The sequence below is a fragment of the Streptomyces sp. NPDC048269 genome, from assembly GCF_040652395.1.
GTDB lineage: Bacteria > Actinomycetota > Actinomycetes > Streptomycetales > Streptomycetaceae > Streptomyces.
Genome location: NZ_JBEZLW010000024.1, coordinates 17,366 through 32,838, shown reverse-complemented (window position 1 = coordinate 32,838; position 15,473 = coordinate 17,366). Strand labels below are relative to the sequence as shown.

At 70.7% G+C, this 15,473-nt stretch carries 15 protein-coding genes; 4 read left to right on the top strand and 11 right to left on the bottom strand.

Going from position 1 to position 15,473, the window contains the following annotated elements; translation table 11 throughout:
• Window positions 1-13: 13 nt before the first annotated feature.
• On the top strand, window positions 14-745 hold the full coding sequence (locus tag AB0D48_RS23975; protein WP_362400434.1) for a hypothetical protein: 732 nt from the start codon (window positions 14-16) through the stop codon (window positions 743-745).
• A gap of 58 nt (window positions 746-803) precedes the next feature.
• Here the strand turns inward: AB0D48_RS23975 and AB0D48_RS23970 are convergent, their stop codons facing one another.
• The 7 genes from AB0D48_RS23970 to AB0D48_RS23940 all read right to left on the bottom strand — a co-directional run bounded on the left by AB0D48_RS23970 (window position 804) and on the right by AB0D48_RS23940 (window position 7,609).
• Entirely contained in the window at window positions 804-1,706 is a 903-nt protein-coding gene (locus AB0D48_RS23970; protein WP_362400431.1) for a branched-chain amino acid aminotransferase, read from the bottom strand.
• Window positions 1,703-3,010: an ATP-grasp domain-containing protein gene (locus tag AB0D48_RS23965; RefSeq protein ID WP_362400428.1), complete on the bottom strand. Its 1,308-nt coding sequence runs from the start codon at window positions 3,008-3,010 to the stop codon at window positions 1,703-1,705. The genes AB0D48_RS23970 and AB0D48_RS23965 overlap by 4 nt, the downstream gene beginning before the upstream one ends.
• Window positions 3,007-4,071: a DMT family transporter gene (locus AB0D48_RS23960; RefSeq protein WP_362400425.1), complete on the bottom strand. Its 1,065-nt coding sequence runs from the start codon at window positions 4,069-4,071 to the stop codon at window positions 3,007-3,009. Before AB0D48_RS23960 ends, AB0D48_RS23965 begins: the two co-directional genes overlap by 4 nt.
• Window positions 4,072-4,079: 8 nt before the next feature.
• Window positions 4,080-5,348: a DUF6421 family protein gene (locus AB0D48_RS23955; protein ID WP_362400422.1), complete on the bottom strand. Its 1,269-nt coding sequence runs from the start codon at window positions 5,346-5,348 to the stop codon at window positions 4,080-4,082.
• Window positions 5,345-5,947, bottom strand: a complete 603-nt coding sequence (locus AB0D48_RS23950) for a bacilysin biosynthesis protein BacA (RefSeq protein WP_362400593.1) — start codon at window positions 5,945-5,947, stop codon at window positions 5,345-5,347. Before AB0D48_RS23950 ends, AB0D48_RS23955 begins: the two co-directional genes overlap by 4 nt.
• Before the next feature lie 357 nt (window positions 5,948-6,304).
• Complete coding sequence (locus AB0D48_RS23945; protein WP_362400419.1) at window positions 6,305-6,895, bottom strand: DinB family protein; 591 nt, start codon at window positions 6,893-6,895, stop codon at window positions 6,305-6,307.
• Between the two features lie 81 nt (window positions 6,896-6,976).
• Window positions 6,977-7,609, bottom strand: a complete 633-nt coding sequence (locus tag AB0D48_RS23940; protein WP_362400416.1) for a hypothetical protein — start codon at window positions 7,607-7,609, stop codon at window positions 6,977-6,979.
• 170 nt (window positions 7,610-7,779) lie between these two features.
• Between AB0D48_RS23940 and AB0D48_RS23935 the strand changes: the two genes are divergently transcribed.
• Window positions 7,780-8,304 (top strand): hypothetical protein, encoded by a 525-nt coding sequence (locus AB0D48_RS23935; protein ID WP_362400413.1) that lies wholly within the window; start codon window positions 7,780-7,782, stop codon window positions 8,302-8,304.
• Here AB0D48_RS23935 and AB0D48_RS23930 read toward each other — a convergent pair.
• Window positions 8,274-9,260 (bottom strand): aminoglycoside phosphotransferase family protein, encoded by a 987-nt coding sequence (locus AB0D48_RS23930; RefSeq protein ID WP_362400410.1) that lies wholly within the window; start codon window positions 9,258-9,260, stop codon window positions 8,274-8,276. The genes AB0D48_RS23935 and AB0D48_RS23930 overlap by 31 nt on opposite strands.
• A 40-nt stretch (window positions 9,261-9,300) precedes the next feature.
• Window positions 9,301-9,999, bottom strand: a complete 699-nt coding sequence (locus AB0D48_RS23925) for an HAD-IA family hydrolase (RefSeq protein ID WP_362400407.1) — start codon at window positions 9,997-9,999, stop codon at window positions 9,301-9,303.
• A 116-nt stretch (window positions 10,000-10,115) separates the two neighbouring features.
• Between AB0D48_RS23925 and AB0D48_RS23920 the strand changes: the two genes are divergently transcribed.
• Window positions 10,116-11,645, top strand: coding sequence for a hypothetical protein (locus tag AB0D48_RS23920; protein ID WP_362400404.1), 1,530 nt, complete (start codon window positions 10,116-10,118; stop codon window positions 11,643-11,645).
• Between the two features lie 25 nt (window positions 11,646-11,670).
• Here AB0D48_RS23920 and AB0D48_RS23915 read toward each other — a convergent pair whose 3' ends face one another.
• Window positions 11,671-12,864, bottom strand: a complete 1,194-nt coding sequence (locus AB0D48_RS23915; protein WP_362400401.1) for a low temperature requirement protein A — start codon at window positions 12,862-12,864, stop codon at window positions 11,671-11,673.
• Between the two features lie 186 nt (window positions 12,865-13,050).
• Here AB0D48_RS23915 and AB0D48_RS23910 point away from each other — a divergent pair, with 186 nt between their 5' ends.
• On the top strand, window positions 13,051-13,884 hold the full coding sequence (locus tag AB0D48_RS23910; RefSeq protein ID WP_362400398.1) for a dienelactone hydrolase family protein: 834 nt from the start codon (window positions 13,051-13,053) through the stop codon (window positions 13,882-13,884).
• A gap of 68 nt (window positions 13,885-13,952) precedes the next feature.
• On the opposite strand, the gene AB0D48_RS23905 is transcribed toward AB0D48_RS23910, so the two are convergent.
• Window positions 13,953-15,296 (bottom strand): S28 family serine protease, encoded by a 1,344-nt coding sequence (locus tag AB0D48_RS23905; protein ID WP_362400395.1) that lies wholly within the window; start codon window positions 15,294-15,296, stop codon window positions 13,953-13,955.
• Between the last annotated feature and the right edge of the window lie 177 nt (window positions 15,297-15,473).

Here is a 15,473-nt window from a genome sequence, read left to right as displayed (position 1 = left end):
TCATGGGGGGACCATGCACACCCGCACCACCACCACCGCGACCGGCCTCGTTGCCGCGCTCGCAGCGCTGCTCGTACTGGCAGGCTGCACCGCACCGGGCGAGAGCCCGCGCGGGGCGGTGACCTCGGGGGCTTCCGCGCCCGCGCCCACCCGGAGCAGCGGGACCGGTTCCCCATCCGGGTCCGCGTACCAGGGGCCCCGGCCGCAGGATCAGAACCTGCTGGCGTGGACCGGGGACCCCAACGACGCGGGACACGTCACCGCCCAGTCGGCTGCCGGGGTCGGCGGGCGGGTCACGCTGGTACGGGTCGTCCTGCAGGAGCAGATCACCTGGTCGAACATCTGGCTGGGCCTGGCCGGTATCGACCCGAACGCCCAGCTCGCCAACTGCTACCTCGGCGTGTACGACGCCACCGGCACCCTGGTCGCGGCCACCGCGGACATCTCGCCCCAGCTGATGACCGACGCGATCGCCAAACCACTGCCCCTCGGCAAGCCGTTCACGGCCGCCCCCGGCACCTACTTCATCGCCCTCCTCCTCAACGGCAATTGGGCCACGAACGCCCTCACCCTGAAGTCCACGGGGGCCGGCATCTCGGTCAATGCAGGTCTGACGCCGCCGAAACTCCGGTACAGCACCGTCCTGACCGGTCAGACCTCACTGCCGGCCACCGTGAACCTCGCCGAGCAGTCCACCAGCACCATCAACACCGGCTGGGCCAGCCAGTGGTACGCGATCTCCTGATCGGCGGTGGTCCCGGTCGGCGACACGACCGGGACCACCGCGTTCCGGTCGTTCCCGGTCAGCGCGGGTCGGGAAGCCGGTCGACGCCGCGCGAGTGGACCAGCCGGGTGTACGCCTCCACCAGGGAGACGGTCGTCTTGCCCACCTGGTACTCGTGCTGGTCGATGGCCCGGACGGGCTGGACCTCGTAGGCCGTGCCGGTCAGGAAACACTCGTCGAAGTCCCCGAGCTCTTCGGGGAGGATGTGCCGCTCGACCACCGGGATGCCGAGCTCACGGGCCAGGTCGAGGACCGTCTGCCGGGTGATGCCGGCGAGGAAGCAGTCGGCCGTCGGCGTGTGCAGCTCGCCTCCGGTCACGAGGAAGAGGTTGGCCCCGGTGGCCTCCGCGACGTGGCCCCGGTAGTCCAGCAGCAACGCGTCGTCGAAGCCGGCCTCATCGGCGGCGTCGCGCGCCAGCGTGCAGATGTTGTACAGGGAGGCCGCCTTGGCCCGTACGGGGGCGGTGTCCGGCGCCGGGCGCCGCCAGCGCGAGGTACCCAGGCGGATCCCCCGCTCCTTGGCGTCGGCTGAGAAGACGTGCGGCCACTCCCAGGCGGCGATGGCGACATGCACGGAGGTGCCGGCGCCGGACACGCTGATCTGCTCACTGCCGCGCCATGCCACGGGCCGGACGTAGCCGTTGCCGATGCCCTGCCTGTCGATGAGCTCGAGCGTCGCCGCGTCGAGCTCCTCGACCGGGAACGGGAGGTGGAAGCCGAGTTCCCGCGCCGACTCGTGCAGCCGCCGCGTGTGCTCCGTCAGTTTGAAGACGTGGCCGTCGTAGACCCGTTCTCCTTCGAAGACACCGCCGCCGTAGTGGAGACCGTGGGTCAGGACGTGCAGGCGGGCGTCGCGCCAGGGAACGAACTGCCCGTCGAGCCAGATCACGCCGTCGCGGTCGTCGAGGGACGCGTGGTTCACTGTGCCGCCCCTGTCGGTGCGTAGTCGATGCGGATGAGGTGTTCGAGGGAGCGGTGGAATTCCTCCGCCTCCCCGGTGGAGTCGTGGTGGGAGAGGACGAACGCCGGATAGCCGGTGAAGTCCGGGTACGGACGCACGACGTCGCCCGGGTACAGCATCTGCACGACGTGGTCCACGCGAGGATCGTCGGCCAATGCGTCCAGACCGTGGATCGCGGTGATCCGCCCCGAACCCCCGCACGGAACGATGTAGTTGGCGGCAGCCCCCACCGCCCGCGCCAGCCGCGTCGGCGAGCCGGACCCGCTGTCGGTCAGGCTCTCGGTCACGGTGGTGGGTGCGAGTCCCGCGGCGATGCGCAGCGCGTCTCCGGCGAGATCGGCTCCGGTGACGTGCTCGGCGATGTAGTGGGAGACGCCGGAGCCGCCGACGCGGGCGCCGAGCTCCAGCAGGTACGGACGTACGCCGCCGCGCAGCCGCAGTTCCGTGTGGGCCGGGCCGTCGGTCACCCCGAGGGCGGAGTGGGCGGCGACGACTTCCCGTACCACCGCCTCCTGGACGTCCGGCGGGAGCGGGGCCGGCGCCCGGTAGACGCCCTCTTCGAAGTACGGGCCGGTCGGCTCTCCCTTGTATCCGATGGAGAGCACGGTGACTTCGCCGCGATGGGCGAGGGACTCGACGGCGAGTTCCGGGCCGTCCAGGTACTCCTCGACGATCAGACCGGTGGCGCGGCCGAGCTTGGTCCGGCAGACCTGCCAGACCTCCTCGATCACGGCGCCGAGCTGCTCCGCGCTGTCGGCCTTGGTCACACCGAGGCTGGAGAAGCCGTTCGCCGGCTTGACCACGACCGGGAAGGTGAGCCCGGTGTCGCCGGCCCAGGCGCCGGGGTCGTCCAGGACGACGAAGCCGGGCACGTTCAGTCCGGCTTCCGCCAGCCGCTGTCGCATGAGCCGCTTGTCCTGTACCGCCCGCGCGTCGGCGCTGCCGAGGCCGGGCAGTCCGAGGGTTTCGGCCACGTCCGCGACGAACGGCACGGCCGGGTCGTAGAGCGTGGTGATGCCGTCGAACGGGGTGCTTTCGTAACGTTCCCGCAGGACGGCCAGGGCCTTGGCCGGGTCGCCTTCCACATCCAGCGGGAGGACGTCCACCACGGCGGGCGGCAGCCGGTCGGGCGATACGGACTCGTCGGGGCGGGGAACCAGGACGATGTCGATTCCGGCGCGCAGTGCGCTGTCGAAGACCCAGCGGAGCGAGGTGCGCTGGTAGACGAGGACGACGGTGGGGCGCTGCGCGCGTGGTGCTGTCACGGTGTGCTTGTTCCAGATTCTGTCGAGGGGACGGGCTGGCGCTCTTCCGCTGCCGGCCCGGAACGCGAAGGGGCGACCGTCATCCAGACACCTGCCGAACAGAGCCCCAGGAACAGGACGGAGAGCAGGCCCGGTGCGTCCGCCGCGCCCCACGCCCACTCCCCCAGCCGTACCAGGAACGGCACCATCAGGGCGACGGCGGAGGTGAACAGCGGGCCCTTGCGCACGATCAGTTCGTGGGAGATGAGGAAGACGGGCGCGGTGAGCACCGCGCCGAGCACGGCGACCCCGGCCCACTGCGTGGCGCCGACGGTGCCCAGGGGTACGAAGAGGATCGCGGCGAGCCCGAGCATGACGGTGCCCGCACCCGTCACCGCGGGGAGCGCGGCCATGGGCGGGACGTCGGACATGTGCTGGCGGTACACGTAGCCGTACAAGGCGTACGCGAAGGTGCCCGCGAGGGCGAACAGGACACCGGTGACCAGTACGCCCGTCCCGGTGCCCGCGCTCGCCGAGCCGCCGTCGATCGCGTAGCCGAGTGCCGCGGCGACGGCCAGGACGGTCCCGAGGGCCTTGCGTGCGCTCGTGGGTTCGCGGAAGGCCACGATGCCGATGGCGAAGGTGATGCACGGCAGGAGGGACACCACCAGGCCTACCTGGGAGGCGCCGATCCGGTCGACACCGAGCAGCGTGCCCGTGTAGTAGGCGAAGAACCCCAGGAACGCGAGGAGGACGACGGCCCGCCGGCGGCCCGCGGTGGCCCGGATGGCGGGCCAGCTCCGTGGTTGCAGCGCGGAGATCGCGCTGATCACCAGGAAGCTGGCCCCGGTGCGGCCGGCCGCGACGGCCAGCGGCGGGGTGCCGCTGACCAGCCGCCCCGACACCACCCAGCCCGTCGCCAGCAACAGCACCATCAGGCAGGACAGGACGGGTACGCCGAGGCGGCCGCTGCGGATGCCGTGGCCACTGCGGCCGTTGGGGCCCTTGAGGCCGTCGGGGCCGCTGGTGTCGCTGGTGCCACTGGGGCCGTCGCCGCCACGGTGTCCGGGGTCGTCGCTCACGGGCGGTGTCACCACTCGGCTTCTGCGAACCGCAGCGGCGGCAGCGCCGCCAGCGGCTGCTTGGCCCGCAGCAGCACGCTCTGGTCTTCGGTGAAGCGGTACCGCTGCTTCACCTCGCCCTCCGGCAGGTAGGTACGGACGAGCGCCTTGGCCGCGGTCCGGTATTCGTCGTCGGTGGTGACCTGCTCTTCGAGTTCCTCGACGGTGGCGACGTACTCGCGCAGGGCGTCGAGGGTCTTGTCCCGGTCGAAGTGCAGCAGTCCGCCGGTCTCGGGCGATCCGGTCAGGGCGCCGTGCGCGCGAAGCCAGGAGTAGAGGAAGACGCCGGTGCCGGAATCGAAGTTACGGGTGGCGTCGTCCGCCTGCGGGTAGCGGAAGATCCGCTCCAGCAGGATCATGTCGATCTGTTCCCGCGCGAACGGCACCCCGCCGCCCGCGCAGGCGAGGACGGTCTTGGCGTCGACCTTGGTCTCTTCGAGGAGGCCGACGAACCAGTTCATCTTCAGGGAGATGTGCTGGTCGAACGGCCAACGGCCCTGGTAGTGCATGGAGTCGTGCAGGTACCCCCAGATCGCGCGGGCTTCGTAGCAGTCCTCGGGGGCGAGCCCGGACGAGGCCCGGGGTACGGACTCGGCGGTGAGGACCGACTCGGCGCCGGGAAGCGCGTACGTCTCGTGGATCTTCCGCATCTTGTTGTAGAAGAACATCGCGTAGGGCTGCTCTTTGACCTTGTCGCGCGCGGCCACGTTCTCGGGGAAGAACACGAGGCAGTTGCCGTGGGCGAAGCCGTCGCTGCCGGTGATGAGGACCAGCGACTGACAGTTGTTCTTGGGATGCGGGAAGGTCGTGGCCAGGTCCGGCAGCGCGTCGGGTTCCTTGCGCAGTGCGAAGAAGCAGTCGAGCCGCTTGCCCACTGGCGGCACGCTGTTGGTGGTCTGCGCGGGGGCCAGGAAGAAGACCGGCGTCCCGTCGGCAGGAGGCTGGAGCGCGTCCCGGGAGCGGGCGAAGTGCGGCGCGCTGTCGAGGCCGTCGGCGATCCATCCGTCCACGTCGGCCACGAGCGCGTCGGCCTGGTGTGCCCGTTCGTTGCGGCGGTACCAGGCAGCCGCCTCGTCCCGGATGGCGAGGAGCAGGTCCCGGTCGGCGGCCTGCGGCTCCGGCACCGTTCCGTCGTCGGCCTGGCGGCGGCGGAAGCGGTTGACCTTGGGGACGAGGGAGCGGGAGAGGTCCGCCGCATCGGCGCGCAGGGTAGCGGTGAGGGGGGCGCTCGTCGTCACAGCATCGCCCCGATGGTCTCGCGCCGGCCGGCCGCCTCGTCATCCGTCGCGAGCACCTGGTGGATGGTGAAGACCATGGGGACCGGGCCGAAGTCGCGCAGGACGCGCAGTCCGTGCCGTTCGGCGGCGACGATGGTCGTGATGCAGCCCTCGGTACGGCCGGCGGCGCAGTCGATGGCGGCCTGGGAGTTGCTCAGCACCAGGCGGGACTCGGCGTGCGCCGAGACCAGGCCGACCGGAGCGGGGTGCGTGGAGACGGTACGCGGATCGTCCGCACCCGCGCTCGCCAGGACCATGTTGTGGGTCGGCATGATGAAGCTGTCGACCATGCGCAACCGGTGCAGGTTGCCGAAGGTCAGCGTGTGCAGGTCCGGATAGACCGCGCAGGCCGCCAGTGCGTGCTCCCCGTCGTCGGGTACCGCGTCGAGGGCGGCCTCCAGCGACGCGTGGAGTTCGATCTTCCCGTCGATGCCCCGCCGGTGCAGCCACTCATGGGCGGCGGCTTCCAGGTTCGTGCCCTGCGGGCCGAGCGTGTGGACGTAGCGGATGCTGTCCACGCCTATGCCCGTGCCCATGTGGCGATGGGACTCGGTGGTCATGGTCAAGAGATCCCCCTTGTCGGCTGCCGGGGTTCTCCGGCGCCGGGTAGTTCTGCTGCGGCCGGTGGATCTCACCGGCTCCGCGGCGCCGGGAAGTCGGGCCCGACGCCAATGTGGAAGATCGAATCTTCCTTTCGCCGTCGGGGCAAGCCCCTTGTGTGGCGTCTCACATCCCGGGATCCAAGGGTGGAGGTCAGGATTCGCCGCGACCCGTCGCAGGTGGGGGCGCCGTTCGCGCCCCACTCCGCTCGTGAAGGCCCGAACTGCCGATCGCCGCCCGCCCGCTGACGTGATGTGAAAACCAGTGACAGCGGGCGGCTGCGGCGCTTCTCGGCCGCCCCGGCCCATGAGGCGGAATCAGCCGTGGCCGAATTCCCTTGCCACGCCCTCCAGTCGCAGCCGGTGGTTCTCCCACCACGACCGGTCGCCCTCCGGCATGTTGTCGTTGCCTTCCCGCATACCGACTGTCCCGTCGACGAGCTCCCGGACGATGTCTGCGTGGCCGGCGTGCCGGTGGGTCTCGGCGACCATGTGGACAAGGATCTGATGCAGTGTCACCTCACTTCGTTCCTCGGGCCACCACGGCACACGGCCGATCGCGTCGAGGGTCAGCGTCTCGATCGTGGTGTCCGAGTGCTTCCACGCCCGGTGGTACAGCCCGACGATCTGTTCGCGCGACTCGTCGGCAGCGGCCCACATGTCCGCGTTGGGTTCGGCGTCGTCCGCGAGCCAGGGCAACGGCTCTCCGGAAGGCCGCCCGAACGTCTCGCCGAAGTAGCCCAGTTCCATACTGGCGACGTGTTTGACCAGCCCCAACAGATTCGTTCCGGTCGGTGTCAGCGGACGCCGGACGTCATACTCCGAGAGCCCGTCGAGCTTCCACATCAGGGCGTCCCGAGCGGCTTGCAGGTAGCGGAGGAGGTCGGCCTTCGGTTTCGATTCGCTCATGCCAGGCAGTCTCCCACTCGGCACTGACAGCCGGTGCGGAGTCCGGAGCACATCAAACGACCGGCGGCAGGGCGTGAATCTCTACGGGAGTCCGATGAGGCCCCAGCCCCGTACCCCGGCCTGCGTGACCACCTCGCCCCACTCGCGCAGGAGCGCGACGGCGCCGTCGAAGGTGTCGGGCCGAGCCGCCCAGCGGCCGGCCTCGGTGTCGAAGGGCGCGCGGAGTTCCTCCAACCGCGGCGCGGCCACTTCCCAGGCGCGGACGAGCGCGGGCACCTCGTCCGGCGCACGGATCAGGAGCACCCGGGGGCGCCACGGCGCGGCATCGTCCGGGAAGCCGCCCACCGACGCGGGATCATCGTCCCGGCCCACCCCCGCGGCGTCGTACGGGCCGCCCCACACCAAACCGCCGAGGAAGCAGTCGAGGGCGTCCCGCAGGCCGGGCGCGGCGGACACCCTCATGTCGTCCCAGGCATTGGCCAGATGGAAGTGCCAGCTGTAGGAACCCGTGGTCCCGAAGAACCGGTACTCAGCGCACCACGACGACTGCCGCGGCCACACCCAGCCTCCCTCGACGGCCAGGTCGGCCTCCTCGCAGGGGACGCAGCAGAAGTCCGGGAACACGACGTCGGTCAGCGCCTCCAGGCGCCCGCCCGCCGGTATCCGCGCCAGCTGCTCCCAGTCGGCCATGACCACGGTGATGTCCAGTCCCATCAGCACAGGCTAACGACCCTGTGCAGACGAGGCGTTCCACCGCATCGACCCCTGCGGGCCGGGGACGTCAGTCGATGGCCCCGTTCCCGAGGCCGCGACTTCGCCGCAGGCAGAATGGACGGGGGCATGTGCAGCGGGCACGAGGCCGGAGGACTTCACGGGGTGCGTCGGTGGAACTCGGTTCAGTGGTCATCGCGGTGGCGGGCGTCGCGGGAACCCTCGGAGGAGCGCTGCTCACCCAGCGCGGCCTCGAACGCGCGAAGCGCCGGGAGATAGAGCTCGTCCGTGGCCATGAGGAAATTCGCGAGAGCCGAACGCTGCGACGTGCCTGCTACGTGGAACTCAACCGCGAGGCACGGCAGTTCACCACCGCGCTCAACCGCCACCTGCACGTTCTGAGGGAACGCGGCGCGGAGGAGTCCGACAGGAAGACGCTCGAAGAGGCGAAGGACGCGCACCGCGATCGCTACTCCGAAGCCCAGATGACCGCCTCCGACGAAGTGCTCGTGCGGGCGAGTGTGGTCAACCAGGCCCTGAACAAGGCCTACGGCCAGGTCAAACGCCTCGAACGAGGCGCCCCCGGGCCCGGCGAGACGATGGAGACCGCGTCGCGGGCCCAGCATGAGGTCTGGGACATGCTCCGAGCCATGAGAACCGCCATGCGTCACGATCTCGGTGTGTCGGAGGAAGGTTGAGAGGCGGCACGCCGGGAAGCGGCCTGGCCGCCGTCCGTGAGCAGCGTTGCCAGACCGTCGGCGAATGCGGTGATCCAGTCCAGTCGTGGCCCGCTGCGGGCGATGCGGAAGCCGTGGCGGCGACCCCAGAAGGCAGCCTGGACCGCATGGAACTGGGCCCAGCGCAGGGCGCGTTCGCGATCGAGCTCCGCCGCCTCGACGAAGACGTCCACGGTGCGGTGGACGGCCTTGCGCAGGTCGTCGGCTTCGAGGAGGGTCAACGCGCGCGACTTGAGCAGGGTGCCGCCGTCGTAAGCGGGGTCTCCCGCGTAGCCCTTGGGGTCGACGGCCAGCCAGGGCTCGCGGTCCGCTCGCAGGATGTTCCCGGCGTGGAGGTCGCCGTGGATGAGGGTGTCCGGCTGGTCGCGGCCCAGCTCGCGGACGGTCGCCACCGCGGCGTCCACCACGTACGGCGACAGCGTGTGCGCCAGCTCCCCTGCGTCCTTGCGCAGCTGCTCCTCCCAGGCGTCGGCCTGCTCCCGTAGCCGGGGCAGACCGGGCGGCGCGGGGATGGCCAGCCGGCGGCTTGTCCGCCCCGCGATCCGCACCACCTCGTCGCCGTCCGCGACCTCCGCCAGGGTCGACCGCCGAACCCGCTCCAGCAGCATCGCGAAGCGCTCGTCGTCCCGCTCGTGCAGCAGCACGGCTCCGCGCCCGCCCCACGCCGCGAACGCGTCCGGCTCGTGGACGTTGCCGGGATGCGGAAAGGACACCTTCAGCACGGCGGTCCCACCGTCCCGCCGCAGCACCGGGACGATGACGCCGACACCCCCGTGCATGACCTCGCCGTCCGGCACGCACCCCCAGAGCCCCAGCAACTCGTCCACGATTCCCGGAAGTCCGGCGAGCCACGCCGCTCCCGCCTCTCCTTCGCGCTCGATGGTGCTCCGCGAGAAGGCCTCTGGTGTTCCGATCATCCGAGCACCCTACGCGCCCCCTGCTGCCAATGGCTCAGCCTCAGCCGGACGGCTTCTCCGCGGGGACGCCGGACGTGAGGCCGCGGATACCGGCGGTGTCGAGGAGGTCGAGGAGGTCGCAGACCGCTTCGCGCAGGCTTGCGTAGTGACGATGTACTCCGTCCACCGCCACGGGCGCGTTGACCCCCCAGACGGTCATTCCGGCACGCAGCCCGGACTGCACCCCGGTAGGAGCGTCCTCGATGACGAGACAGTCCTTCGGGTCGGCGCCGAGTCGCGAGGCGGCCAGCAGATAGGGCACGGGCGACGGCTTGCCCTCCTCGACAGCGGCCGCGTCCACCAGGACCTCCGGGACCGGCAAGCCGGTCCGCGCGAAGCGGCCGCGCACGCGGTGCTCGTAGTTCGACGTCACCAGCGCCCAGCGGTCCGGCGGCAGCGCGGCCAGCAGTTCTGCGGCGCCGTCGAAAGCCGCGTAGACACCTGACCGGACGTCCTCGTCCTCCAGCTCGTGCAAAGCGGCCAGACACTCCGCGGGGTCCTTGTCCGGAGCGACGTGGGCGAAGGTCTCCATCGGCCTGGTCCGCAGCGCGACCCGGTGGACCTCGTCGAGGTCCAGCCCGTACCGCTCCGCCCACGTCAGCCAGACCCGGCGCTGATTGTCCACGGCATCGATCAATGTGCCGTCGACATCGAACAGGACGTACTTCACGGCCCGAGGCCGTGCCGGTTCGCTGATCACGTAATGAGCATGCCAGCAAGCCCCGAGCAGGCGGACTGCCGGACGACGTCAGCCGACTGGCTGACATGGCCTGACGCGCGGTGCAGAATCGAGGGAACTGACGTCGGGGGGCGCTGATGGGTCGGGCACTGCGGGTGGGGATACCCGTTCTTCTGGCGGGTTTCGCGCTCTGGTACGCCTCCTACGTCACCACGATCGTCGCGTGGGAGCTGCGGAAGATCGTTTCTTGGCTGGCCGTGCCGTTGCTGTTCGCGGCGTTCGTCGCCCTGCCGTGGCTGGTGGTGAAGCGGCTCCGGCGGCGGAAGGAGACCGGCTCGGACGGGTCGGACGCGGCGGTGGTCGTCGGGTGCCTCGGGGCCGTCGTCGGGCTGGGCCTCGCCGTCGCGTGGCTGGTCTACGGCGCGTACCTCCAGGACCGCGCGTACATGGAGCACGTGCGGATCGTCTCCGAGCCGGTGCCCGAGCTGGCGGCGCGGGCGCCGTACGTGGTCGGTAGGGCGCAGGCCGCTCCTCACCTGGGCGATGTGACCGGCGAGATCTCCGACATCACCTACCTGCCCGACTCCGACAGGTTCGCCACGCTGGTGGAACGGCGTGGCTGGCTGGCCGGCTACGAGGTCGGCCTGGTGCAGGACATCCCGCTCGGCGGCAACAGTCGCACCCAGCAGCGCTGCGCGTTCGACGTGGGGGTGGCGGACGCGCGGATCGGCGGCTGGTTCAACCACAACCTCGGCCGGAAGATCTCGGCCGAGAAGCGCTGGGTCCGGTTCGACACCGGCGACGCCTACGTGACCTGCTCGGGCGACACACCGATCGTGGTCGTGCCCCTCAAGCGCCAGACCGGGTTCCTGGTCGTCACCGAAAGGCCCGCCGGACTCGCGCTCTACGACGGGCGGACCGGGAAGCTGACGATCACCACCGACACCTCGGCGGTACCCGGCCCGTCCTATCCGATGAGCATCGCGGCCCGGCAGCGGGAGGCGACGGCCGCGGTCGGCAGCTTCGCCGACTGGTGGTTCGAACGCAGTGGCTGGGACGCCTCCGAGGACGGCGCCAATGAGGGCAACGAGTCGGAGTTCGCCCTGCAGTACCGCGACGGGTCGGGGAGCAGCGCGTACGTCACCCCGCTCACGCCCCAGGGGGAGGCCAGCTCGGTCGTGGCCGTGTCGACGGTGCCGACCCGCCATCAGGGGGGCGGGCTCGCCCCGATGACCGTCCACCGGCTCAGTCCGACCTGGTCGTCGCCGAAGGCGCTCGTCGCACTGATCAAGGCCGAGTACCGGGACGTCTGCTGCTACAACGACGACATGGTGTTCGAGGTCGTTCCCACCGGCGGCAGAACCTGGACGGCGACCATCGGCAGCGAGCAGAACATCCGGTACCGGGTGGAGGGCAGAGGCCAGGTCGCCGGCCGTGAGGCGACCTGTCTGAAGGCCGCTGACGGAGCGCTCATCCGGTGTGGCTACGCGGCGCCCGGATCGCCGGAGGAACAGGAGCTCAAACGTCAGGAGGAGCAGAAGAAGAAGAGCGAGACCGGGACGGCCCCACGGGACGTCGGCGATCTCACCGCCTACAGCGCCGCGGAACTCGCCGAACTTCACCGCCGCGTGTCCGAGGAGGTCGGCCGCCGCCTGAAGGGCGGGTAGGCCCACGAACGGCTCAGCGGCGCGTTCACCGACCGGTCGCCGCATTCGCGAGGCGGCGTCGCTGCACGTGGCGGGCGTAAAGGAGGTGCACGAACGCCTCGGCGGACAGGAGCAGGACGACCAGCCAGGGCGCGAGGCCGCCGGCGGCCCACACGACGAGGAGCGGGATGCCGATGCCGGGCACGGCCCAGACGGCGACGGACCCCGGAGGGCGGTGGAAGCGGAGCGCGATGGCGGCGTGGGCGGCGTGGTAGAGGGCCAGACCGCCGCCCAGGGCCCAGGCGGCTCCGGTCGGCAGATGGGCGTGGTCGGCCTCTTCGACGGCGGTGGCCAGACCGCCGGCCATGCACAGCACGCCCGCGGTCACGAAGAAGTGCAGGAAGCCGCCGACGTCGCGGGCCAGGAGGTACGCGTCACGGCCCTGCGCGGAGCCGAGCATCAGCTCGGCGGAGGTCGATCCGAAGTCGAAGTACGACCACCACAGGGTGGCGAGCAGTACGAAGCCGAGGACACCGACGAGTCCCGCCCGCAGGGTCCAGACGTGGTCGGCGGACGTCACGAGCGCGATCACCGATTCGCCGAGCACGATGATGACGAAGAGCCCGACCCGCTCGACGATATGCCCGGTGTCCAGGCTGCCGGGGACGCCTCTGCCCCGCGAGGTGAGCAGCAGCGCCATCTCGCCGGCGATCAGGCCGGCCCAGACGACGTACTGCCAGGGTGCGGGCACGGCGGCGGAGCCCGCCCACAGCAGGCCGGAGGCCAGGCAGTAGCTGAGGGGACGCCAGCGGGGGATGCGATCGGGTTCGGGGTAGCGGGTGGCGGGCCACCAGAGTCCGAGGAGCACGAGCCGGGTGCCGGCGTAGCCGAGGGCGTAGACGGAGCCGCGGTCGGTGTCGGCCTCGGGGACGGCTGCGGCCATCACGGCGATGCAGAGCATGGCGAACAGCATGAGCAGCCGGCGGCGGGGGCTGTTGTCGACGAAGAGGTTCGAGGACACCGTGAGGTTGACCCACAGCCACCAGGGCGGGAAGTAGAGCGCCAGGAACACGGCGAAGTCGCGCAGCCCGGGGTCACCATGGAGGCCGTGCGACAACTGGGCGGCGAGTGCGACGAAGACGAGGTCGAAGAAGAGTTCGAGCCAGTTGGCGTGGCGGCCCGGATGCGCCGCCACTCCCGGCCGCGCACCCGCGCCCGGCTCCGACTGAGGTGTGCTCATGGGTCCGCCCACGTCCGTGCTGCCGCGCACGCGGCGTGCCTCCTGGTAGGAGACCACGCCGCCCTCCCGAGCGCCTCCCGGGGACGGGGGCCCGCCATGAAAAACATGTCGCCAACAGCGGCCACAGAGCCTTACTTGGCGGTAACTTGCTGGTGGTCCAGGAGAGTCAGCGGAGGGAGCAGGCCCGTGGCGGACCACGACCTGACCGGTTTCACCCAGAGCACGTTCACCCACGACGGCGCCACCCGCCGGGTACTGCGCCGGGGCACGGGCCCCGCCGTGATCATCATGGCGGAGATACCGGGCATCACCCCCAAGGTCATCGAGTTCGCCGAACACGTGGCGGCGTCCGGTTGCACGGCCGTGCTCCCGGTGCTCTTCGGAACACCCGGCCGCGACGCGGATCCCACCTCCTCCGGCTGGCCGAGTGTCGGCCGCGCCATGGCGTCCTCTCTGTGGCAGGTGTGCGTGAGCCGGGAATTCACGCTGCTGGCCACGGGCCGGAGTTCGGGGGTCGTACGATGGCTGCGCGCCCTGGCCGCCGCCGAGCACGAACGCTGCGGCGGCCCGGGAGTGGGCGCCGTCGGGATGTGCCTGACCGGTGGATTCGCCCTGGCCATGGCCACGGACTCACGCCTCGTCGCCCCGGTCCTGTCCCAGCCGTCGCTGCCGCTGGCCTGCACCAGGAGCCGCGCGGGCACCATCGACATCAGCCCCGGGGAACTCGCCGTCGTCCGCCGGCGCTGCGAGCGCGAGGGGCTCCAGGTCCTGGGGCTGCGGTTCCGGGGTGACCGGCTCGTGCCCGGGGACCGGTTCGCGTACCTCCGGCGCGAACTCGGCGACGCGTTCGTCGCCGTCGAGCTGGACGACAGCGCCGCGAACCCCAAGAGCGCCCTTCCGCCGCACTCCGTCCTGACGGAGCACCTCGTCGACGAACCCGGGCAGCCCACCCGGCAGGCACTGGACACGGTCCTCGACCTGTTCCGCACACGACTGCTCGGCGCACCCCGTCCCCTGTGACCGGCGGTCGGCTGCCGACGGCCGGCGCGGAGAGCGAGCTCGGCGCGCCGTACGACCAGCCCGGCGGCCTAGCGAACCGCTGTGCCCGCCTGCCCCGCCCAGCGGCGCAGTGCGGTCGCGGCCCGTTCGGCGTCGTCCGGGCGGAGGCCCTTGATGGATATGTGATGGTTGGCGCCGGGCACGTCGAACACGTAGGAATCGCGGGCGCCGGCGCCCAGGCGGAAGGGTTCCGCGACCGCGATGTCGTTCTCGCCGTTGACGAACATGAGTGAGCTGCCGTGATGGCGTACCCAGCGGTCGATGTCCGCCATGGCAGCGGTCTGGAAGCGCAGGGGGATGTCCTTCGGCACGTAGGTACGCATCTCCTGGATGCCGGGGTAGCGCAACAGCCCGTCCAGGTGGGGGGCGGTGAACTGGGCGTATCCGAGTTGGGTGCCCAGTTGATAGAAGTACGGCGTGAAGGCTTCGAGGGTCTGGTCCGTGTACACCGGGAGCTGGGTCACCTCGGCGACCCATGCGTAGAGCGCGTCGTCAGTCGCGGTGGGCGGAGGTATGAACGCGCAGCCGTCCGCGGGCTGATGCATCCAGAACATCATCGGCAGGCGCAGCACGGCGAGTTCGAAGGCTCGATCCGCGCTGCCGATGATCTGGAAGGTCTTCTTCTCGCCCTCGGCCCACCGGCCGTACCGCTCCGTCATCGACCCGCGCCGCGTCAGCGCCTCTCGCTGCGCTGACTTGATCGCGGCGCGGCACTCCGCGGTGCCGAGCTGCTCGAGGCGGGCGTCGTACGCGGTGTCGTCCCGGTCGTCCGTGTTGTTGGGGGCGGAGTACGCGACCGTACCGGCCACGTCTTGCGGGTAGAAACGGCGGTGGTAGACGGCCGTCATCCCGCCCTTGCTGCCGCCGGTGGAGATCCACGCGCCGCGGTAGACCTTTTTGAGCGCGGCGATGAGGCGATGGTGGTCACTCGCCGCCTGCCAGATCGTGAGCGTCGACCAGTCCGAGCCCCCGGGCCTGGATGTCCCGAAGAACCTCTGCTCGGTGGCGATCTGATTGGCATCCAGCACGTCGGTCGGCTCCGCCGGGCGGTTCGGCGAAGGTCCGAGGTCGTAGCCGTTGGAGTAGAGCACCATGGGCCGCAAAGTCGATTTGTGCACCAGAGTCATTCTCTGGTCGAAGGAACCCCGGTCGGGGTGCCGGTGGTCGGCGGGCTGGCGGTAGGCGAGGTCGAGGACGATCTGGCCCGGGGCGGCGGCGGGCCGTTCGCCGACCACGCGCATTCCGGGGACGGCTTCGATCCGCGCCCGGATGTCGCCGTCCGGCGGCTGGGCCTGGACCGGCGCAGACAGCCCGGTAACCGCGATCGCAGTCAGCAGAACCAGTGTGAACAGGCGTTTTGTCGTGGTCTTCATGTCTCCAGACAACCGCACGCGATCGGACGGCGGATCCCCCGAGCGTGGAAAGCGTCTCCCCCTCATGGGGGGAGACAATCTCTGCCCGCTGACATAGTCGTCACAAAGCTCACGGCCCGACCGCGCGTGGCGTCCGCGCACTGTCGGCGGGACGTGCCGATGCCCGCCGCGCGTGGC